Source organism: Streptomyces longisporus (assembly GCF_039532765.1).
Lineage (GTDB): Bacteria > Actinomycetota > Actinomycetes > Streptomycetales > Streptomycetaceae > Streptomyces > Streptomyces longisporus.
On record NZ_BAAASG010000006.1, the window covers coordinates 163,874 to 184,407 of the forward strand.

The window sequence follows — 20,534 nt, forward strand, 5'->3', positions numbered from 1 at the left end:
ACCGGCACAGCAATGAGCAGGACGCCGAACGCCTCTTCTCCATCGAACCGCCAACGGTCGTAGGCCCCTTCGACTCCCTGATCGACCTCACCCGGTACAACAGCCAACAGCCCGGCCGCGCCGGGATGTTCAACGTCCTGGCCACCGAGGCGGGGGAGCGGGGACCACGCAGCCCACGCGTACTTCATGAGCCACTACCGCATGGCCATCGACAAGAACGCAGGGTGTCGCGGGCCGCGGTATCGTGCGGCGAACTCGAGCCGGACACCGACTGCGAAAGTCTCGCCCCGAGATCGCCGCCACCATGGACGGTCTGCAACTGCAGTGGGCGCTCGCCCCCGAGACGTACGACATGACCGGCCGCCTGAGCAGCTACCTCGACCGCCTGCTGTGCTCCCTCAACTCTCGCGGCTGGAGGTCGCGGATGCCGTCGGTCGTTGGACTGCTGGAACAGCATGAGCTTGCTGCTCACCGAGGCGTGGACGAGCTGCGCGAGGACGCCGACCGCGTCCAGGCCGAGTTGGACACGGTCGAGCAGGAGTGGCCGAGAGATAACGCCGAACTCGCTCCGGACGATTCACAGCATTCCCGAACCGGTGAGCGACACAATCACATGGCGCTATAACCGAGTTGATCCTCCAGCAGCACGAGCACGTCAACTGCGGCAACAGGGTCTCCCGGTTCTCGATCGGCTTCGCAACCCCGAGCTACCAAGAGGCCCTGTTCTCATGCTCGCAGCAGTTGCGATCACCTGATCGAGACTCCCGTTGGACGCGCACCCCTCAAGGTCGGAACGACAACAACTCTTCATCCGCACAGCTCGAAACAGGAGGACATCGCGGCCCGGAAGGGAGGGCGTCCACCCTGGCGCCGCCACTGAGTGCTTACGGCCGTTCGAGAAATGCGAGGGCTTGCGCCACGAACTGCTCGTGGAACTGGAAGATGCCGCCATGGCCCGCGTCGGGGTAGATCACCAGCTCGGCGTTCGGCAGTCGTCGCGCCAGATCGGCCGAGTTCGATGTCGGCACCATCCTGTCGCTGTCGCCGTTGGCGACGAGCACGGGATGGTGGACGCGGGACAGATCGTGGGGCTGCTCCAGGCCCCAGCTGTGGATGGCCTTGAGCTGGGCGCCGTACGCGGTGAGGGAGATCGCCTTGTCCCGGCCTTCAGTGCGCTCCTTCAGACGGGCCAGAAATTCTTTTCCGGCCCCACGCCCGTTGGCGGTGCGTGTGAAGAACAGGAACTGCTTCGGGTCCTGAAGGGTGAACAACGCCCGGAGGGTATCGAGATGCGACACCCGTGTCACGTTCTTGATGCCTTCACCGCCCGCCGGACCGGTACCGGTCAGGATCAGCCTGCGGACGAGTTGCGGATCGGTCTGAACGATCACCTGGGCGATCATGCCGCCCATCGAGAAGCTGAGGATGTCGACGCGCTCGAGTCCGAGCGCCCGGATGAAGGTGACGGTGTCCTGCGCCATCTCCTGAATGGTCTTCGGCGTCGATCCGGTGGTGGCGCCGACACCCCTGTTGTCGAACGTGATGACCCGGTGCCTGGCGGCGATGCCGTCCACGACCCGAGGGTCCCAGTTGTCCAGGACCGCAGCGAGGTGGGTGATGAAGACCACCGGGACGCCGGTCCTGGGGCCGAGGTCGCGGTAGGCGAAGGTCACTCCGCCGGCGGTGACGGTGCGGGTCGATGCGTTCTTGTACGAGGTCACCACTTCGCCTCTACATGTTGTGCGTCGTTCACGGCTGTGTCCTTCGGTTCGGGGAGCTGCGCACAGGTCCATTAGGTCTCTTCGCCGCGGCTGCAGGCTGCTGGTCGACGGTCGGCAGTTGACATTCGAAGGAGCCGCGTCCCTGCGGGGCAGGGCCTTTCAGCCTCACGTCGATGATTAAAGTATGACCGTAATTTAATTAAGCGCAAGCCGACGAAACGAACTAGACGACACCAACGCCGGCATCAGGGAGGGCCCCGGCGCATCGCTCGGCTCTGCACATCGCCGGGCGGACCCCGTCACCCCCAGGTCGGCGTCTTGAGAAGAGGCGGGGTGTCGTATGTACCGGTGAACGGCCGGGGTGTCCTCGCGCTGCGAAAGAGGCACTTGACGAACGGGGTGAAGATCCGTCGCCGACTTAGGCGCTGTTTGATGGGGAGTCTGGATAGCGGCCGAGGCCACGGGTCTCCGCCAGCAGTGTGAAAGCCTGACCTGATGAGTGCTGACTTCGTCGACTGGCCGTCGATCGCGGCCGACGACTTCCCCTTCCCTCAGGCAGTACCGACAACTCTGCTTGCCGACAAGCTGTCGGTCATGCTGCTCTCGCCCGACCCTGAGATCCGCGACGACTACGCTTACACCGCAGCCGCCCGCTGGATCAGGGAAGGACATCTCGACGACGTTCTCGAGGCGCTCGGCGACACCGCCGCCAGCCGATTCATCCACCCCGAGGTACAAGTTCGGACCTTTGCACCGCTGATCCTCTGCTGCGTTCTGATGCGTGGACACACTGTCCCCGGCCTCCTGCCCAAGCAGGCTGCGGAGCGCTGGTATGCCGAGTTCGTGGCCTGGTATCCGGTAGAGCAGGACACCCGCGGCTGGGACGACTCCCTTGGCTGGCTGCATGCCGTCGCACACGGGGCCGACGCTGCTGCCGCGTTCGCGAAGGCCCTGCCCGACCGCCGCACGGAACTACTTGAACTCTGTGCCCGCAGGATGACGGCCGCGCAGAGCGACTATCGATACGCGCAGCTGGAGGACGCGAGGCTTGCGCGGGCGCTCCTGCGTATCCTCCAGGCCCCCGGCCTGAACCTCGAGCAGGCCACCGGCTGGCTGACCGTGGTTGCGGAGGCCCTGGACGGAGGAGGCCCCGGGCCCGTCCCGGTCTGGGCGTTCAACACCTTTGCCACCCTCCAGTCCCTTTACCTGCACCTGGCTCGAGGCCTCGTGGACGAAGGCATCCCGCCGCATGCCGAAGCGGTTGCCGCGCGTACCGCCGATCTCCTTCGCCTGCCCTGCTACTGGCTCGCCTGATACGGCAGCTCCGGCATCAACGCGGGCCGTTTCTCCTGCTGCGCGTAGCCTTCGCCGTGGTTTCACCTGGTCAGTCGGCGGTAGCTGATGAGGGTGGCGGCTATGCCGACGAAGGCGAGGAAGTGCTGGGCCTTGCGTTCGTAGCGTCGGTGCAGGCGGCGGCATCCGGCGAGCCAGGAGACCGTTCGTTCGACGACCCAGCGGTGGCGGCCCAGTCGGGTGGAGGACTCGATGCCCTTGCGTGCGATGCGGTGCCGGATGCTGCGCTTGCGCAGCCATCGGCGTAGATGGTCGTAGTCGTAGCCCTTGTCGGCGTGGAGCTTGGCCGGCCGCCGTCGGCGCGGCCCGCGACCGGGAGCAGATGGGCGGGATCCCCCGCACCAGCGGTTCCAGGCCGAGGCTGTCGTGCGTATTGGCGCCGGAGATACCCAGGGACAGGGGCAGTCCATTCCGGTCGGTGATCAGGTGGATCTTCGATCCCGGCTTGCCGCGGTCGGTCGGATTCGGTCCGGTCAGTGGCCCCCTTTTTTGCCGCCCGGACCCTGACGGAGTCCATGGCGCACCGCGACCAGTCCAGCTCGCCCCGGGCACCGAGCTCGTCGAGGATGACGCGGTGCAGCCGGGCCCAGACCCGCTTCCGGCTCCACTGGGCGAAGCGCCGGTACACCGTCGGCCAGGCGGGCCCGAACACCGGCGGCAGATCGTCGCCAGGTACAACCCAATGTGGCCACGAAGATGGCCGCGGCTAGCATTCGCGGTCACCGGCCCGCCGTCGTCCACCGCCCTGCGGGCGTTGACCTGTATAGGGAGCCACCCGCCGGAACAGCGTCCACAACTGGTCCGGCACCAACCGCTCCCCAGATCTGTCATGTACGGATCAACGAGTGATCACGCCATCAGAAACGACGTCTAAGGACAGCGACAAGCCGGTCGACGTGGCCGTCGTCGACCATCTGGCGGGGCTCCCAATGGAAGAGATCCTCGCCTTCGAACACCGTTTGTCCTGTCTGCGCGACGCGGTCTACCGCTGGGACGTATGGGCGGCCGCCTACCTCCTCGGCAGGGGCTGCTCCGATGACCGGTTCAGCGACTTCACGGCAGGTCTGGTGGCACTCGGACGTGAGTGGTACGAATGGGCAGTTGTCTGTCCTGACGCGCTCGCCGAACATCCTGCCGTGCGTATCGCGGCGGCCGACGGAGACCAGGACGTCATCTTCGACGAAGACTTCAACTTCGTATCGTCAAGGGCGTATGCGCGACTGACCCGTGACTCGGACGCTATTGGGGAAGCCTGGGACGTCCATACCGAGGCTCACGCCACGACCGAGGAGGATGGCGAGGGCATGGGCGAGTCGTTCGACTTTGGAGATGCCCAACAGTTGCGCCGACGGCTCCGCGGCTGGCTGCGCTCTATCTCGGTCCTGTACCCGACTGACACACGGAGGGGCCCGCAGATTTCGAATCCTCCGCGTGAGGGGCGCCGCGTCGGCCGGTGGCTCGTAGCCCCAGCCGATGGCCGATCACGGGCACCCGGAGCCGCCGATCATCAGGAGTTTTGCGCCCACCACGAACATCAAGGCTGGTCCGAGGGCCCGTGGGGTCCGCCGTCGGATGGGTCCTGACGGCCCGCCGGTGGTGAGTGAAGACGCCCGATGATTCGGGCGTCCCGTGATCGGCAACGAGTTCGTCAGATCGGTGCCTACTCGCAGGCCGCGTAGTGGTCGGTCGGCGCACCGGCGCCGACGCAGTGGAGGTCGACGAGGGGCGTGCCGTTCGAGAGGATCAGGGCCTGCTGAGGGGCGTTGACGGTGACCGTGGATGACGAGAAGCCGTCTCCACCGCTGATGACCGTGTTCGTGTCGGCGGAGGCAACTCCTGCACTACCGCAGAAAGCGCTGAGGGCGATTGCCGTGATGACTGCGAACTTCCTGGACAACTCGGTTCCTTCCTGAATTCAAGCATGTGCATGCTTGCGTCCCGGGCGGATACAGATACACATCCCGGGTCCGGTCTCCTCCACGATGGCTGGTCTGCGGTGTGTGCGCGCGAGGAACACCGCCAAACAGTGGACTCGGCAACGCGCGGTGAGGCCCGCGATCACTCGCCGGCGGAACTTCGGCTTGACCGTGAAGGCCACTGCACTCAACGCGTTCCGAGGGGCACCCCTCCCGAGGCCGATCCACGGACCGTCTTGAGTATTGTTCCGTCCGCTCAGGGAATCCTTGAGGCCATGAGGCTGGCCAGCCGACGACGGGTGGCTCGACGCCGTAGCGAGGCGAAGGCTGAGAGTTCGCGGCGCATTGCCATGAGGCACAGTTCCCACTCCGCCTCGTTGTCATACGCGTAGGTCGGCGATCCGGCGACCTCTTCGTCGCTGGCGATGACGGGGGACTTCCAGGCGTCTGAACGGTACGGACCGACCTGCCTTCTCGTACGGTTGAGTAGATGCTTGTACGACTCGGCGACGACAGGTGAGTCCAGGCTGAGGACCGTCTCGTGGTAGCGGCGGCGTGCGGCGTCGGCGCTGAGTCGCTCGGATATACGGGCGCGTGTTGCCGCATCGGGTCCTTCGCGCCGCTGTATGAGGTACGGGGTCTGTTCGTACTCACGCATTGCCTCCAAGGCCGACGCGAAGAGGTCGGCCCGGCGCTCCCGTCGCCTCTGGTGCTGGTTCACCCAATATCCGGTGAGGGCAACCAGTGCGGTGACTACTCCAGTCAACAATGCGATCATTTGAGTGGCGTTCATGACCGTATCGACCTTCGCTGTTTTCGTGGGGTGCGGTGAGGCCGTGAGGCGGGGCGAGTTTGACAGAGTCGGCCGCGGTTGCGGCCGCATGAGAGAAGCATCGGCGGTGTTGTAGCCGACGTCCAGAAGGAGGGCTCGTCGATGCTTCCGGCTTTGACCGTACCGCCTTTTCTGTTTGCCGTGTTGGAGAAGCTGAAAGGTCTGGCAGGGAGCCCAGCCACTGGGCGAGGGCAGGCCGCAGCGACGGACGCTGGACCCATGACCTGCGTGTTATCGAATCCGCGTCATCGGCCGGGAGTTGACCTACGACGCTGGTGGAGAGCCGTCGGTGTCGGCGGCAGGCGTTACCGTGTCCTACGTGCAGAGGTTCACGATCACTGTGACCCCTGCCTGATGACTTAGGTTCTTCACCTCACCGCGGAGGGCCTGCGCGGACGGCTGGGCCCCAAGCCAGGCGAACCCCCTTTGGCGACCGCTGAAACCTACGCGGCCAAGTTCACCCGCATCACACGCGAGCACCGGCACCCCAACAGCACTCCTCGAGACCGAGATACGCGACTTCCGCGCCGGCGCCACCGAACTCGCCCACGACATCACCGCCCGACTCATCTTCGGCCTCAACGACGAATGGGCCCGAGACCACCGCCTCGAACACATCGAAGACGACAACCCGCCCTACGCCCGGCGCCTTTGGGCCTTCCTCGCCCGCCGCGCCATCCCCCCGTACGAGGCCACGGCCGTCCCCGCACTCACCCTCCTCGCCGCAGCTGCCTGGTGACAGGACGACATCCCCACCGCCCGCTACGCCCTCAGGCAGGCCCTGACCCTCGACCCCCACGACCAACTCGCCGAAGCCCTCCACGAAGCCGTCAATCGCGGAGTGGACGCCACCAGCCTCCTCCCCATTGCCCGCAACGCGAAGGCCGAGCGATTGGAACGGACACAGATGGGAACGGACACAGATCAACGGCCCTCGCACGAACTGAGGGAAAAGCAGCGGCGGCCACGATTCCCCCAGGCCGCCGCGTCCTAGCGTGCAGATACTGCCGACATACCCAAAGTGCATCTCCGAACCCGCCGCCGGGGGCCTGGCCGCGGCTTGCCGGTTTCGGGATTCCACAGAAGGACCCGGCCGTCAGGCCCACTGCTGGCAGAAGCCAGCAGCCGGACACCTTCGACATCGCGACGCACACCGAGTACATGCCGTAGAGATGCCACAAGATGTCGACGGTCTACGACAGCCGACACCGCTACGCCTGGGACACGGAGGCGATGTCGGTGTCCAGCTGTCCGACGAGTACCTGATCGTGGGCTTCGTCGGCGATCTTCCTGGCCTGTGCGAACCGGCGCAGCGCCGCGACGGTCGCGCCGCCGGCGGATTCGACCCGGCCGAGTCCTTGCAGTGCCCTGGCCTCGCCCCGGCGGTCGCGTAGTTCATGAGTCAGTTCCTGGCTCCTGCCGAAGGACCGTGCTGCCGCGCCCAAGTCGCCGTTGTCGAGCTCGGCCTGCGCGAGACCGCGCCAGGCGTATGCTTCGGCCCGTCGATCCCCGAGTCGCTGGAACTCCGCCAGTGCGCGCTGGAACAGCGGGATGGCCTCGTCGAGACGTCCCTGGCCGCCGCGGACGACCGCCAGACTGCGCAGTGCCTGAGCGGTGAGCCGACGGTCCCCGGCACTCTCCAGCTGCTCGGCCGCGGCGGTCAGCCGCTGCGCGGCGACGTCCCATGTGCCCCGGTTGCGGTAAATGATGCCTTGCGCCAGCATGACGGCGGCCATGCCGTGCTGGTCACCGGACGCCTCATACCCGGCCAGCGCCTCCTCGTAGACGGCCAACGCCTGATCGGGTAGACCCAGGTCGCGATGGAGTGCCCCGGTGTCAAACAGCGTGATCGACTCTGCCCAGCGGTTCCCCGAGCGGCGGGCTGCGGTCAGAGCCAGTTTCACCGCCACGTCCCAGTCGTCCCAGATGGCGAGCATTTCATAGAACGGTGCGGCGATGTGGGTGAGTTCCCACGCCGCGTCCCAAAGCTGCCGTTCGTGTGCGAACCGCACGCAGGCCCCGAGGTTGTGCCGCTCGGCGATGAACCATGCCACCGGGTCACGGAGCAGTTCGTCGCGGTGCTGGGCCTCGACCTCATGGCGCGGATGTGTACTGGTCTTGCGCACCTCGCCCGGCTGGAATCGGTCCTCCGCTTCGGCGGCGAGCGCGAGGTAGGCGCCCAGGAGCCGGTCGACCGCGGCGTCGGCTTCGGGTTCGGGTTGTTCGCGCGCCAGTGCGCGCAGTAGGTCGTGGAAGCGGTAGCGGACGACGCCGGTCTCGTCGGGGTCGATGGCGTCGAGCAGTTGGGCGGACACCAGCGCGTCGAGGAGGCGCTCGGCGTCGCGCAGCCCAACGTCCATGAGTGCGGCCAGCGGCCAGGTCGCGAAGTCGGATCCGGGGAAAAGCCCGAGCAAGCGGAACGCCCGCTGCTGCTCGTACGGTAGGCCCTGATAGCTGATCATGAATGTGGAGCGGACATCGAGATCTCCGATCTCTAAGTGGTCGAGCCGGTGGCGCTCGTCTTCCAGGCGGCCTGCGAGGGCAGTGAGACTGAGGTCCGGCCGCTCGGCAAGGCGTGCCCCTGCGATGCGTATGGCCAGCGGCAGGTGACCGCACAGCGCCACCAGCCGCCGTGCGTCCTGCGGGTTGTCCGCCACCCGTTTCGGACCCGTGATCTGACCCAGCAACTCGACCGACTCGCCGGGTTCCAGGAGGTCGAGGACGATCGAGTGGGCCCCCTCGATGCTGCTCAGCGAGGCACGGCTGGTGACGACCACTGCCGAGCCCGGCCCGCCGGGCAGAAGCGGCCGGACTTGTCTGGGCCCGTTGGCGTTGTCCAGGACGATGAGCAGTCGGCGTCCGGCGGTCAGGGTGCGAAACATCTGTTCGCGGTCATGCTGGGCCTCGGGGATCGCGCGCGGCTCGGCCCCCAGCGACCGGAGGAAGGTGCCCAGCACCTCGGCCGGTTCCGCAGGCGTGGCGTCGTACCCGCGCAGACTCGCGAACAGCTGCCCGTCGGGGAAGTCGGCTGCCACGCGCTGTGCGGCGTGTACCGCGAGCGTCGTCTTGCCCAGGCCTCCCCTGCCGGAGATGGCGACGAGCGGCCCGGAGATTCGACCCTTCTTGCGCAACAACTGGCCCAGCTCGGCCAGTTCAGGCCCACGGCCTGTGAAGTCGGATATGTCGCGGGGAAGTTCCCTGGGTACCAGATGTCGTGGCGCCGGTGGCCGCACGACGCTGTCTGCCTGAAACCACGCGAGTGCTCCGCCGAGCAGCGCGGCCACCCCGGCGAACCCGAACTGCATTGGCCCGACATCGCCGAGCACCTGCCACCCGGAGGCGACCGCGGCGAATGATCCGGTGGCGCTCGCCACTGCCCAAAGTCGCCGCGCCACCCGTGAATTCACATCGCGCATAGTAACCGAGGGAATGACCCAGCCCGGACCCCGTCCACCGCCGACTGCTCCGCCTCGGGCCGTACCACCGCGAACTCGGCGGCGCCGCCCCGTACCGGACCTCGTACCGCTACACCGACGGCGGCCTGCGCTCCACGGAGACCAGCCACGCCTCCACCGGCGACACCACCGGGACGCACTGCTGCGGCGACAACGCTCACCCGCACGGCCTGACCGCCACCACCACGGCCACTTCATGCACGTGTGTGATCGGGACGTACGCCTACGACGCGACCGCCAACACCACGGCCGCCCGAACGGCACCCACACCCAGAGCCTTGCCTGGAGCCCCGAAGGCCAACTCGGCCCCCTCACTGCGAAGTCCGGCTCCGGCGCCATGAAGAGCACCACCGGCCACCTCTGCGACGCCGACGGCACTGTCCTGATCCGCCGCAACACCCGCGGAGACACTGTCCTCTACCTCGCCGACGGCACGGAGGTACACCTCGACACCTCCACCTCGACCGCCAAGTACGGGGCCCAGCGGTACTACAACGCCAGCGGCCAGGTCAACGCTTTGTGCACCAACAAGACCGGCGCCGAGACCCTCTCCTGGCTCGCGTCCGACCAGCACGGCACCAGCAGCATGGCCTCGACGCCACCAGTCAGGCGGTCACCAGGCGATACAGCACCCCCTTCGGCACCTGTCACACCGACGGCGCCGGCATCTGGCCCGACGACAAGCCATTCTCGACGGGCTTCTAGTAACTCGGATGCGCAGGAGACGCTCGGGGAGAGTCGTGTGCCCTCGGATCAGAAGCTGCTCAGGGCAGGAAGACGTCGGCCGGATTCGGAAGATCACGGATGGTCCTCAACGGACTCATGATCCGGCGGCCGCGGTCGACCGCATCGGGACGGTCAGGACATCGTCCACTGTTGGCTGGTGGCGCCGGTGCCGGTCAGCTGGACGATGGCGGCACCCGCGGCGGTGGAGGAGGAGTCCACACCGATCTGCAGTGCGCTGCCCATGTTGACGAGCATGAACTTGGTGCCGGTGAGGCTGCCGACGAGGTCGGCGGCGAACTGCTGGTTGGCGCCGCCGTTGCAGGTCCACTGCTGCAGTTGGACGTTTTCCGCGGTGGACTTGCTCGGGACGTCCAGACACAGGCCGCTCTTGACGCTGACGAGCGTGTAGACGTTGTCAGCCACCCGGTTCAGCGTCCACTTCTGGTTGTCGCCACCGTTGGACTGCCACTGGATGACCTTGGCGCCGCTGGTCGTGGAGCCGCTCGCAACGTCCATCAGCATCGAGCTGCCCGCGTTGGTGAGCGTGTGCACCCCGTTGGTGGGCACGCCGGAGTTGGGGGTCCAGGTGCCGGCGCCGGTGTCGAGCGACCAGCTCGGGTACTGGCCGACGTTGACCACCGTGCCGCGGATGGTCATCGGCAGCCAGATCAGCTGTGAGTTGCCGAGATCGCCAGGGTTCCACCGGTCGCCGGCGTAGATGTAGGTACTGCCGGAACTGCCCTGCACGGTGATGATGTTCGCTGTCTGGCTGTTGTACGTGTGGGTGCCCGGTGCCGCGAAGTTGCGCATCGGCGCCCATGGGCCGCTCAGCGACGTCGCGGTGGTGTAGACGTTGTCGTTGGTGTTCCAGCCGGTCAGGTGCGAGGCGAGCAGATAGTAGACGCCGTTGGCTTTCACCATGGCGGGCGCCTCGTAGCTGTTGGCCGAACCGCCGCTGCCCAGCAGGGCCACGCCGCTGTCCACGGAGAGGTAGTCGGCGGAGAGCTTGTAGATGTGCAGACCGTTGTTGCGGTCCTCGCTCAGCAGGTAGCCGGTGCCGTCGGTGTCCTGGAACAGGCCGATGTCACGGCTCAGGTTGCCCAACGGGCGGAAGCTGCCCCGGTAGCTGTAGGGCCCGCAGGGGGTGCTGCTGGTCGCCACACCGACCCTCGCGTCGGAGTAGTTCATGCTGTCGATGTGCATGTACATCACGTACGTGCTGGTCGACGCGTTGTAGATGACCTTCGGCCGCTCCACGATCCGGCTCGGGCCCAGGTCGCCACTGGCCTGCTTGGCCAGGGCCACCCCCTGGTGGGTCCAGTTCGAGAGGTCGGTCGAGGTGTAGCAGGGGATGTCCTGGAAGGACGTGTCGGACGAGGTCTCCCCGGTCTTGTCCTCGCCGAAGCCGTACCAGGTGCTGCCGACCTTGATGATGCCCAGGCCGTGCAGCTGGAGCGTGTTGCCGTTCTGGTCGGTCCTGGTGGTGCCCAGGGTGAACGAGACGGAGGCGGCGTTTGCGGGCGCGGCGGGCAGCAGCAGTGCCGTGAGGCCTCCGAGCAGGGTGAGGAAGACTCCGGCGACTGCCCGCCACCGGCTGCGCGAGGGTCTGGGGTGGGCTGCTCGATTCGGCATGCTCTGCCTCTCCTTCGAGGTCCTGACATGACGTCGTCCGCATGGCGAAACTGCCTGGCGGCGCGTTGGGCGGGGGAGTTGGGGCCGCGAAGAACGGCGAACGCGGCCAACATGGGGGAGCGGCTGGGCCGTTCAGTGGGAAATGAGAGCTTCCTGTTCGGTTCGGTGTCAAGGTGTGCGATCGATTTTGTTCGTTCAAGACGGATACGGCCGGTCGAGGCGAGGGGTGCGATGATCAGTCGACTCCGTCTCGGTGCGCACATCAGCGCCCACGTTGCCCTATCCGTCGGGAACCTGACGCCTGGTAAAGGTGCGCCTCGCGCTGTTGACCTACCCGGAGTACTGCCGTAGAACTGCCCGATGTTGGTGGGAAACCGTTGGTTACTGTGCGGTTGTGTTGAGGTCGGTCTCCCGCTCCAACGAACGCCGGTCACCCCACGGAGAGGCGTACTGTCATGCAGCTACCAGCACGTTCGGTGTCCCGCCGAGGACTGCTCAAGGGCGCGGCGGTCGCCGCCGGCACGGCCGCGGCCGGCATCGGTGCGGCGGGCACGGCCGCGGCGGCGGACACCTCGGTCACCGCGACGGCACCCGACGGCAGCACCACGATCACGATGTCCCTGACCGGCGGTGCCCTGAGCTGGTCGGCCAGGCGCAGAGGCGCGTCCGTCGTCGACACCTCGGCCCTCGGCCTGAAGCTGAGCGACGGGACGATGCTCGGCCGCAGTGGCACGCTCATCACCAACTACCAGCACTGGACTGTCAACAACACCTGGACCCCGGTCTACGGCCGCAACGCGGCCGTCCACGACTGGTACCAGGAGATGCGCTGGAACCTCCAGGACGCCGCCACCCTGATCAACTTCAGTGTCCAGCTGCGTGCCTACCCCAGCGGTGTCGCCTTCCGGTACGTGCTGCTCGACAAGGGCACCGCCACGATCGCCGACGAGCTGACGACGTTCGTCTTCCCCGACAGCACACTCGTCTACAGCTACCGGGACGAGGACCCGTACAACCCCGTCGCCCCAGGCTCGATCCCGTCCACCGGGACCTCCGGTACCGACACCGGCCCGCTGACCGACCTGCCGCTGACCGCGACGTATGCGAGTGGCGGGCTGATCGCCTGTGTCTGCGAGTCGTCCCGGGTCAACTACCCCCGGCTGATGCTGAGTTCGGTGTCCGGGCAGCCGAACACGCTGGCCGCCTACCTGATGGAGCACACCGCCCGGGGAAGCGGGACGGTCCAGACGACATCCACGGTGACCACTCCGTTCGCCACCCCCTGGCGCGCGGTGGTGACCGGCTCCACCCACGCCGAACTGGTCGACAACGCCGAGCTGGTGCTCAACCTCGCCCCCGCGGGCGCGCTGGCCGACACCTCGTGGATCAAGCCCGGCAAGGTCTTCCGCTGCCAACTCACCACCGCCGACGGCATGGCGGGCGTCGACTTCGCGGCCGCCCGCGGGCTGCAGTACATCGAGTACGACTCCGGCTGGTACGGGCCGGAGCACACGACGACCGACGCCACCAAGCCCATCGCCGCGATCGACCTGCCGTCGGTGATCTCCCACGCCACGAGCAAGGGCATCGGCGTCATCCTCTACGTCAATCCCCTCGCCGTACCCGACGCGGACTCGCTGTTCGCCCTGTACCGCAGCTGGGGCATCGCCGGCGTCAAGCTGGGCTTCATCAACGACGGCACACAGGCCATGACCAACCAGATCATCGCCTGGGCCAGGACGGCGGCGAAGTACAAGCTGCTGCTCGACACGCACGACGACGTGCGGCCGTTCGGCTACGAGCGGACGTACCCCAACTGGATCAGCCTGGAGGGTGTGCGGGGCAACGAGCACTTCCCGACCGCCTCGCACAATGTCACCCTGCCGTTCGCCCGGAACGTCGGCGGGCCGATGGACTACACCATCTGCTACGGCCAGTCGCGGGACCAGACCACCAACGCCCACCAGATGGCGATGGCCGCGGTCTTCTACCAACCGCTGAACTTCCTCTACTGGTACGACTCACCGTCGAAGTACTCCAACACCGCCAACTGGCCAGGCCTGCCGTGGTTCGACGCCATCCCCACCACCTGGGACGAGAGCCGCACCCTCGGCGGCGCGATCGGCCAGTACGTCGCGGTAGCCCGCCGCAAGGGCACCACCTGGTACCTGGGCGCCATGACCAACGAGTCGGCCCGGACGCTGTCGCTCCCGCTGTCCTTCCTCGGCAGCGGCAACTGGACGGCGACGGTCTACGCCGACGGCACGCCCGGCACCTCCGCCTACCAGACCCCAGTCGTGGTGAGCAGCCGGACCGTCACCTCGGTGACCGTGCTCCCCGTGACCATGGCCCCCTCCGGCGGCCAGGCGGTGGTGCTGAAGCCGAGCTGACGCCGGTCCGGGCCCGCCAGTGAGCATGAGGATGCCGGCGCTCTCCGTTGGGGGCGTCGGCATCCCTGTCGCTGCGGGGCAGTGCGTCATGCCGGAACGACGACCAGGTGGGGTCGACGAGCCCGGCGATCTGGCGGAGGGTTGCGTCTGCGGCGAACTGACTGTCGCCGTCGTTGCAGGTCGGCACTGCCAGTGTCTCGTCGGCCACCAGTTTGCCGACGCCGGACTGAGCCTGTTTCTTCGCCCGCTGGCTCGAGCCCGCCCTCTGCGGCGCGGGTCAGCGCTGTGATTCGGATTCCGCCGTGGACAATCTCTCCGGTGCCGTGCCGTCGGTGACGCTGAGGTCCTGGATTCCTATGACGGACAGCAGTTCCAGCTGCTCGGCTCCCCGGCTTCCGGGCGGCGCGGTGAACCACAGCAGACGTTGGCGTCCGTCCTCGCTGAGGAGGTTGTAGCAGTCGAGTTCGATGACGCCGAGCGTGGGGTGAACGATCTTCTTGTGGTCCATGCGGCGCACCGCGACGTCGTGGGTGTCCCAAAGGGCTGCGAACTCCTGGCTGCGGCGGCGTAGCGCGGCAACCATCTTCGTGACCTCCGCGTCTCGTCCGCGTCGGGCGGCTGCTGCCTGGAGGTCGGCCACGAACACCCGGGAGTGGTGCGGATGGTCCTCGACCGGGTACCTCTCGCGGGTTTGCGGGTCGGTGAACCAGCGGTACACGAAGCTCGCTCCCGGGCCGCGGTGTGCGGGGGACTTGCCGAGGAGGTTTTGGGCCAGGTCGTTTTCCACCAGGGTTTCGTGCAGGTCGGTGATGACGCGCGCGGGGGTGTTGGACAGCCGGTCCAGGAGTCCGAGGAGCGCGGGCTGCACGTGTGCCGAAGGTCCGTGTGCAGGCGGGGGGACCGGCCGTTCGGCCAGGTGGAACAGATGGTCGCGCTCGTCGCCGTTCAGGCGCAGGGCTCGGGCGAGGGCGGCCAGGGTCTGGGGCGAGGGCTGTACGCCGTTCTTCGCGCTGCCTCGTTCCAACTCGGTGTAGTAGTCTGCCGACAGCCCCGCCAGCTGAGCGACTTCCTCACGGCGCAGTCCGGGGACGCGCCGGCGAGGGCCATGGGGGAGACCGACATCGGCGGGGCGGATGCGGTCGCGGCGTGTCCTGAGGAAGACGCCGAGTTCTGGAAGGTTCACCCCTTCATGGTCGCTCGCGCGCCAGGCCGTAGCCAGGGGGTGGCATCCCCTGGGTGGACGCAGCCCTGGCTAGGGGTGGAAGACCGGCCGATCGTTGGGGACGCCGCAGTGCGACGGCGAGACCGCGGCCCGACCCGCATCCACCACAGGAGTCAGTAATGCCCATCCCACTTCCCTTGACGGCCTCGGTGTGCCGGCCCGGCCCTCCGCCTCACCCCGCGGCGCGATCGTCACTGGGGGCTCGCGTGGCATCGGCCGCCAGCCCGTCAGCCGGCCGGCCGCCGACGGGTACGGCGTCGTGGTCGACTGTGCAGGCACCGGATCTTCGCCGAGCGCGGCCGGCCGGACGGGGTCAGTCACAACGCCGGACACATGGTCCTGGGCGATGCCGAGACGTTCACCGCCGAGCAGTTCGCGGACCTGCCCGACGTGAACGTCCTGCGTACCCCTTGCGTCAACCGCGCTGCCCCGCCCAAGTCGCGTGAGCAGGGCCCGCGGTTGCTGGTGCGGGTCGGCGGCTCCAGCGCCCGCGGCAGCTGATCGTGGTGCCCGGTGCGTTTCACCACCGGCACCAGACACTTCGCCAACTCAGGCGCCCCTCACCGACGCCGACCGTACGGAAGCCCACGACCAGCGTCACCGACTCCCGATGTGCCATCCGGGCAGGCGCCTGGCCGTGCTCATGTCTTCGGACATGCCGAAGCCGCCGACGCCGTCGCGCGCCGGCGAAGTCGCTTCCGCGGTCGCCGACCGCATGCGCGCCGACTTCTTCCTCCGAATTGGACCAAACAGCCTGCTCACTGCAGGAAGTTCCCTGTAACGCCACCTGAGAAAAGGAACAACCAGCCATGCCTTTCGCGAATTTCAAGGTCCCCGAGAAGACCCTCACCCCCAGGCAGAAGGAGCTGATCGTCGTCCGTACCACCGAGCTGTACGTCGAGATCTACGGCGAGCGTGCCCGCGAGAACACCATGGTTCTGGTCGAAGAGGTCGCCGACGGCGGCTGGGGTATCTCCGGCAGCGTACTGACCCTCGCCATGCTCGGTGAGGCGATACCGACCGACACCAGCGGCTCCTGACCACACCCCCGGCGGCTATTCGCCAAGACAGCACCGTGAAACCCAGGGCCGCCGATCGCACCCGGCGGCCCTGGGCCGGTCCTATGCAGCGCAAACGGGTAAGGCAGGACCGGCGTGTGACGGGCGGCCGGATCCTCCGGCCCCGGGTGCGGCGCGGACCCGGCCGGCGACGTCACGGAAGGCGGGCATACCGAGGTCCACGACGGTGGACGGGCGGGCCTGTTCGGCATCGAGTTGGGCGAGTTCGTCCTGGGCTATGGCGACGCTGACTTCACGCCCTTCCCGTGCACCTTGGAGGTTGGGCCATCCCCAGGGCTCTGATCTGCAGCTCTTTGCAGCCGGTACTGTGACTGCGCATGACCGACACCGAGATCGAGATCACCGAAGACCTGGTGCGTGACCTGCTGCAGGAGCAGCATCCAGACCTGGCAGGGCTGGCCATCCGGGAGGTGGCGGGCGGCTGGGGCAATCAAATGTGGCGCCTCGGGGATGACTTGGCGGTTCGCATGCAGCGCATGGACCCCACTCCGGAGCTCCAGCTGAAAGAGCGGCGATGGCTACCCGTGCTGGCCCCGCGATTGCCGCTCCCGGTGCCGGTCCCGGTGCGGTTCGGCGAACCGTGCGAGCGCTTTCCCAAGCATTGGACCGTGATGACGTGGGTTCCCGGCCAGCCGCTTGACCACGGCTCGATCAGCCGCGGCCACCACGCGGCCGACACGCTGGCGGGCTTCCTCCGGGCGCTCCATGTGGAGGCGCCCGCGGAGGCGCCGACCTCCGGGCACTTCGGTGCCCATCCCAGGAACTGCACCGACGGCTTCGAGGACTTCTTCCGGGCCGTTGTGCCTGAACACATCGCTGCTGACGTCCGGGCCGTCTGGGACGACGCCGTTACGGCCGACGCGTGGGAGGGGCCGCCGGTGTGGGTGCACGGCGACCTCCATCCCGCGAATGTCGTCGTCTCGGACGGAACCCTCTCGGGCATCGTCGACTTCGGTGCCCTGGTCACCGGCGACCCGGCGTGGGACCTCGCCGCCGCATGGGTGCTGCTGCCCGCGGGCATGGCCTCACGGTTCTTCGACGTGTACGGACATGCAGACGAGGCGGCGATCCGGCGCGCCCGCGGGCTGGCCGCGATGAAGAGCCTCTTCCTGATGCTCATGGGGGACAACGGGGATCGGGGCCTCCCCGGCGGAAAGCCGCACTGGGGACCCGCAGGCCGGGCGGCACTTGGTCGTGTTCTGCAGGGCGTGTGAGGCACGATTCTGTAAACCTGTTCTCGATCGTGGGTGAGAGCGATGCCGGCAGCCCACCTTCGGCGTTGGCCGGCCCCGTCGATGCCAGCGCATCGGTCAGCAGTTTGCGGATCGCTGTCGGTGTGAAAGCGCGGCGCTCGCAGCTACTCCGGCGCTGGAACAGCAGCGGCATCGGCGGGTTTGGGACGACCTCGCCGGTGGCCGGGAGCCAGTACTGGCTGATGCTGTGGTGCGTGAATTCCAGGACCCCGTCGCTGCTGGGCATCGGTACTGCAGGCTCGGTGTCTCCTGGCGCCTGGAGCAGGCCGGTGGCTTCACGGCGTCGGCCGGTGGTGCTGACCAAGATGGGAACGACGGGCAGCCGCTCGCGGTTGAAGGCGGTCCGGTGGCGCGGCGTGTCTCCCATTGAGGACGCCGTGCGGCAAGGATGACGGGTCATGACGATCGTGTTCCGGGTCCCCGCCGGTGGTGCCGAGCGGGTGGGGTTCGCCTACTCGCCGACGATGGAAGCCGTACTGAGTCTCCATGTGCTGGTGGAGCCCAAGCACCACCCCGTCCAGCACGGCTGGGTGCGTGCGATGCGCAGGCTGTCCCCGGCGCTGAAGCGGGAGATCGAGGCTTTCTCCTACGCGGTGCGCTCGTACTTCCCCGAGTTCCTCTTTCCGCAGCCGACCGGCCAACTGGCGGACTTCGAAGACGAACTGGCAGGCCTGCGCGGGGCGGATCCGGAGCTGGTCCGCCTGGAGTTCGCCGTCCCCCTGCTCACGCCCTGGCCGGGCGGTGGCGAGGGCAGAGATCCGCAGCTGCTTGACGAACCGGAGGTGCGTGGCCTGTTGCGGGAGCGAGTCGCCAGGGAAAGCGACGAAGCGATGGCCGCGATGCTCCTCGATGACCCCGGCGCGCTGCTCGAACGGTTCCTGAGCATGCTGGAGCGTTACTGGCGGGAGGCCTTCGAGCAGGAATGGGCACGGCTCGAACCCGAACTCGCCGCCGGCGTCAGTGAGGCCGGACGCCAGATCGAGGAACGCGGCCTCTACGGGATGCTCCGCGGGCTGTGGCCGGAAGTGCGCAGCGATCCGCGCGCTGAACGCTTCTGGCTGGAGCGGCCGCACGACCACGAGGTCGCCATCGGCCCGGACGACACCCTCGTCCTCGCCCCCAGCGCCTATGTCTGGCCGCACGTACGCGTCAACTGCGACGGTCCGTGGCCACTCGGGCTCGTCTTCCCCGTCTCCTCGATCGTCCGCGAAGCCCGCCCGAGGATTCCGCCGACCAGACTCGTCGGAACGCTCCGCGCGCTCGCCGACGACACCCGGCTGCGCGCCCTGCGACTGCTCGCCGAACGCCCGCGCAGCACGCAGGAGTTGGCCCCGCTCGTCGGCGTCAGCGAGGCCGCCCTGTCCAAGCACCTGCGGGTGCTGGCGGAGGCGGGCCTGCTGGAGCGCCGCCGCGAGGGCTATTACGTCCTGTACCGGCTCGCGCCCGGACAGGTGGCGGGCCTCACCCCCAGCCTGGAAACCTTCCTGCACGGCGACAGTGAGAGTGACTGATTAGCCATCTGCCTAATAACTGGATCAGAGCCCCGAAGGGAGCCGACAGTGGCGGCATGTCACTGCTGAGGGACCGCAACTTCCTGCTTCTCTTCGCCGGCCAGGGCGTCTCACGCTTCGGCGACGGCCTGTACACCGCCGCGACCGCGTGGCTGGCCTGGTCACTGACGAAGGACCCCGCCGCCGTCGCCATGGTGAGCGTCTCCGCGTTCGCGCCCGCGTTCGTGGCCACCTTCGTTGCCGCCTCGTATGCCGACCGCTGCGACCGCCGGAAGCTGATGATCGCCACCGACCTGGCCCGGCTCGCCGTGGTGGCCGTGGCTTTCGTCCTGCTCTCTCTCAACCTGCTGAACCTGGCCCTGCTCGTTGCGACCACGGCACTGCTGGCGCTGATCGGCGCACCATTCGCCCCGGCCCGCAACGCCATCGTCACGCAGATCGTGCCGGACGACCGCCTCCAGCAGGCCAACGGGCTGCTGCAAGTCGCCTTCCGCGCCGCCTTCTTCGTCGGACCGCTCATGCTCGCGCCGTTGCTGGCCTTCGGCTCCCTCCAGTCGGCGCTGGCGGTCAACGGACTGACCTTCCTGGGCTCGGCGGCCGCCGTGGCTGCCATCCATGTCACTCGCCCCGCCCCGACCACCGGTCAGACCGGGCTGTGGTCCGATCTCGGCGCCGGGCTCAGGGCAGTGCGGGCTGCCCCCGACGTTCTCGTGGTCATCGTGACCTTCGTGCTCGCCCTCGCCCTGACCAACGGCTTCCTGACCGTCGGGCTGGTCGCGGTCGTGGGACAGGGCGGCCAGTACGGCCTGCTGCTCGGCGTCGCCGGGGTCGCCGAAGTGGTGGGCGCCCTGTTCCTGGCCGGACTGCGCATCCGCAGGCTCGCACTGGCGGCGGTGCTGGCGTGGGCCCTGCTCGGGATCTTCCGGGCCCCGCTGGGAACAGTCACCTCCCATGCTGTGGCGGCGGTTCTCCTGACCGCCACGGGGCTGGCCTCGGCCCTCACGGACATCCCCTTGATCGCACTGGTGCAGCAGCGCATACCGAGCCACCATCTGGCGAAGGCGCTCGGCCTGTGGGAGGCAGGGGTGGCAGGAGCCCTTGCGGTCTCCCCCTTTGTCGCCTCGACCGCCATCACCCTCACCGGAGCCGCGGACGCCTTCCTGCTCTCGGGTGCCGCCGTTGTCGTCCTGGCCGTGACCGCCGCGCTCACCCTCGCATGCGTCGGCCCACGGCAGCCGGGTCAGGAGCCATTCGTCATGGCGGACGGCACGGCCAGCGTTGCGGGGCCGGAAGAGACAGCGGTGAGCACGGCCAAGCCGGAGTGACTGCGCGGATCACCGCTGTGCGGCACGTCAGCTCAGGACGCTGTTGACGCAGCCTGACACCGAGCAAGAACCCCATTCATACGTGCACGCGGTGCGCTGGCCGGCGACCTCCGCGCCCC

At 67.8% G+C, this 20,534-nt stretch carries 17 protein-coding genes and 1 pseudogene; 11 read left to right on the top strand and 7 right to left on the bottom strand.

Annotated features, from left to right (window positions below):
- Nucleotides 1-304 precede the first annotated feature (304 nt).
- Entirely contained in the window at nt 305-625 is a 321-nt protein-coding gene (locus ABD355_RS10600) for a hypothetical protein (RefSeq protein WP_344399926.1), read from the top strand.
- 259 nt (nt 626-884) lie between these two features.
- Here the strand turns inward: ABD355_RS10600 and ABD355_RS10605 are convergent, their stop codons facing one another.
- Nucleotides 885-1,793: an alpha/beta fold hydrolase gene (locus ABD355_RS10605; RefSeq protein WP_344399927.1), complete on the bottom strand. Its 909-nt coding sequence runs from the start codon at nt 1,791-1,793 to the stop codon at nt 885-887.
- Between the two features lie 423 nt (nt 1,794-2,216).
- Between ABD355_RS10605 and ABD355_RS10610 the strand changes: the two genes are divergently transcribed.
- On the top strand, nt 2,217-3,035 hold the full coding sequence (locus ABD355_RS10610) for a DUF2785 domain-containing protein (protein WP_344399928.1): 819 nt from the start codon (nt 2,217-2,219) through the stop codon (nt 3,033-3,035).
- 62 nt (nt 3,036-3,097) lie between these two features.
- On the opposite strand, the pseudogene ABD355_RS10615 reads toward ABD355_RS10610, so the two are convergent.
- Nucleotides 3,098-3,885: pseudogene (locus tag ABD355_RS10615) on the bottom strand (IS5 family transposase).
- A gap of 34 nt (nt 3,886-3,919) precedes the next feature.
- On the opposite strand from ABD355_RS10615, the gene ABD355_RS10620 reads away from it, so the two are divergent.
- Nucleotides 3,920-4,657: a DUF4240 domain-containing protein gene (locus tag ABD355_RS10620; protein ID WP_344399929.1), complete on the top strand. Its 738-nt coding sequence runs from the start codon at nt 3,920-3,922 to the stop codon at nt 4,655-4,657.
- A 77-nt stretch (nt 4,658-4,734) separates the two neighbouring features.
- On the opposite strand, the gene ABD355_RS10625 is transcribed toward ABD355_RS10620, so the two are convergent.
- Complete coding sequence (locus tag ABD355_RS10625; protein ID WP_344399930.1) at nt 4,735-4,971, bottom strand: hypothetical protein; 237 nt, start codon at nt 4,969-4,971, stop codon at nt 4,735-4,737.
- Between the two features lie 275 nt (nt 4,972-5,246).
- Nucleotides 5,247-5,783 carry a hypothetical protein gene (locus tag ABD355_RS10630; protein WP_344399931.1) on the bottom strand — a complete coding sequence of 179 codons (537 nt, stop codon included), beginning with the start codon at nt 5,781-5,783 and terminating at the stop codon, nt 5,247-5,249.
- A 475-nt stretch (nt 5,784-6,258) separates the two neighbouring features.
- Here ABD355_RS10630 and ABD355_RS44615 point away from each other — a divergent pair, with 475 nt between their 5' ends.
- Nucleotides 6,259-6,561: a DUF4192 family protein gene (locus tag ABD355_RS44615; RefSeq protein ID WP_425585728.1), complete on the top strand. Its 303-nt coding sequence runs from the start codon at nt 6,259-6,261 to the stop codon at nt 6,559-6,561.
- Nucleotides 6,562-7,033: 472 nt separating this feature from the next.
- Here ABD355_RS44615 and ABD355_RS10635 read toward each other — a convergent pair whose 3' ends face one another.
- Nucleotides 7,034-9,148, bottom strand: coding sequence for an ATP-binding protein (locus ABD355_RS10635; protein ID WP_344399932.1), 2,115 nt, complete (start codon nt 9,146-9,148; stop codon nt 7,034-7,036).
- Nucleotides 9,149-10,135: 987 nt separating this feature from the next.
- The gene (locus ABD355_RS10640) at nt 10,136-11,635 is read right to left on the bottom strand and encodes an RICIN domain-containing protein (protein ID WP_344399933.1); all 1,500 of its coding nucleotides are present in this window, start codon (nt 11,633-11,635) and stop codon (nt 10,136-10,138) included.
- Between the two features lie 455 nt (nt 11,636-12,090).
- Here ABD355_RS10640 and ABD355_RS10645 point away from each other — a divergent pair, with 455 nt between their 5' ends.
- Nucleotides 12,091-14,025, top strand: a complete 1,935-nt coding sequence (locus ABD355_RS10645; protein WP_344399934.1) for a glycoside hydrolase family 97 protein — start codon at nt 12,091-12,093, stop codon at nt 14,023-14,025.
- A 277-nt stretch (nt 14,026-14,302) separates the two neighbouring features.
- Here ABD355_RS10645 and ABD355_RS10650 read toward each other — a convergent pair whose 3' ends face one another.
- A complete protein-coding gene (locus tag ABD355_RS10650; RefSeq protein WP_344399936.1) occupies nt 14,303-15,208 on the bottom strand; it encodes an MmyB family transcriptional regulator in 906 nt (301 codons plus the stop codon).
- A gap of 372 nt (nt 15,209-15,580) precedes the next feature.
- On the opposite strand from ABD355_RS10650, the gene ABD355_RS10660 reads away from it, so the two are divergent.
- The 6 genes from ABD355_RS10660 (at nt 15,581) to ABD355_RS10685 (ending at nt 20,415) form a co-directional block, all read left to right on the top strand.
- Nucleotides 15,581-15,748, top strand: coding sequence for a hypothetical protein (locus ABD355_RS10660; RefSeq protein WP_344400113.1), 168 nt, complete (start codon nt 15,581-15,583; stop codon nt 15,746-15,748).
- Nucleotides 15,749-16,056: 308 nt separating this feature from the next.
- On the top strand, nt 16,057-16,287 hold the full coding sequence (locus ABD355_RS10665) for a tautomerase family protein (RefSeq protein ID WP_344399937.1): 231 nt from the start codon (nt 16,057-16,059) through the stop codon (nt 16,285-16,287).
- Between the two features lie 356 nt (nt 16,288-16,643).
- Complete coding sequence (locus ABD355_RS10670; RefSeq protein WP_344399938.1) at nt 16,644-17,540, top strand: aminoglycoside phosphotransferase family protein; 897 nt, start codon at nt 16,644-16,646, stop codon at nt 17,538-17,540.
- Nucleotides 17,537-17,971 carry a hypothetical protein gene (locus ABD355_RS10675; protein ID WP_344399939.1) on the top strand — a complete coding sequence of 145 codons (435 nt, stop codon included), beginning with the start codon at nt 17,537-17,539 and terminating at the stop codon, nt 17,969-17,971. Before ABD355_RS10670 ends, ABD355_RS10675 begins: the two co-directional genes overlap by 4 nt.
- 6 nt (nt 17,972-17,977) lie before the next feature.
- The gene (locus ABD355_RS10680) at nt 17,978-19,090 is read left to right on the top strand and encodes an ArsR/SmtB family transcription factor (RefSeq protein ID WP_344399940.1); all 1,113 of its coding nucleotides are present in this window, start codon (nt 17,978-17,980) and stop codon (nt 19,088-19,090) included.
- Between the two features lie 56 nt (nt 19,091-19,146).
- Nucleotides 19,147-20,415, top strand: a complete 1,269-nt coding sequence (locus ABD355_RS10685) for an MFS transporter (RefSeq protein ID WP_344399941.1) — start codon at nt 19,147-19,149, stop codon at nt 20,413-20,415.
- Nucleotides 20,416-20,534 lie beyond the last annotated feature (119 nt).

Excerpts from the sequence above, each read along its gene's own strand:
- ABD355_RS10600 (WP_344399926.1), top strand. The coding sequence starts at position 305 with ATGGACGGTCTGCAACTGCAGTGGGCGCTCGCCCCCGAGACGTACGAC.
- ABD355_RS10605 (WP_344399927.1), bottom strand. The coding sequence starts at position 1,793 with ATGGACCTGTGCGCAGCTCCCCGAACCGAAGGACACAGCCGTGAACGA.
- ABD355_RS10610 (WP_344399928.1), top strand. The coding sequence starts at position 2,217 with ATGAGTGCTGACTTCGTCGACTGGCCGTCGATCGCGGCCGACGACTTC.
- ABD355_RS10630 (WP_344399931.1), bottom strand. The coding sequence starts at position 5,783 with ATGAACGCCACTCAAATGATCGCATTGTTGACTGGAGTAGTCACCGCA.
- ABD355_RS10640 (WP_344399933.1), bottom strand. The coding sequence starts at position 11,635 with ATGCCGAATCGAGCAGCCCACCCCAGACCCTCGCGCAGCCGGTGGCGG.
- ABD355_RS10645 (WP_344399934.1), top strand. The coding sequence starts at position 12,091 with ATGCAGCTACCAGCACGTTCGGTGTCCCGCCGAGGACTGCTCAAGGGC.
- ABD355_RS10660 (WP_344400113.1), top strand. The coding sequence starts at position 15,581 with ATGGTCCTGGGCGATGCCGAGACGTTCACCGCCGAGCAGTTCGCGGAC.
- ABD355_RS10665 (WP_344399937.1), top strand. The coding sequence starts at position 16,057 with ATGCCTTTCGCGAATTTCAAGGTCCCCGAGAAGACCCTCACCCCCAGG.
- ABD355_RS10670 (WP_344399938.1), top strand. The coding sequence starts at position 16,644 with ATGACCGACACCGAGATCGAGATCACCGAAGACCTGGTGCGTGACCTG.
- ABD355_RS10680 (WP_344399940.1), top strand. The coding sequence starts at position 17,978 with ATGACGATCGTGTTCCGGGTCCCCGCCGGTGGTGCCGAGCGGGTGGGG.
- ABD355_RS10685 (WP_344399941.1), top strand. The coding sequence starts at position 19,147 with ATGTCACTGCTGAGGGACCGCAACTTCCTGCTTCTCTTCGCCGGCCAG.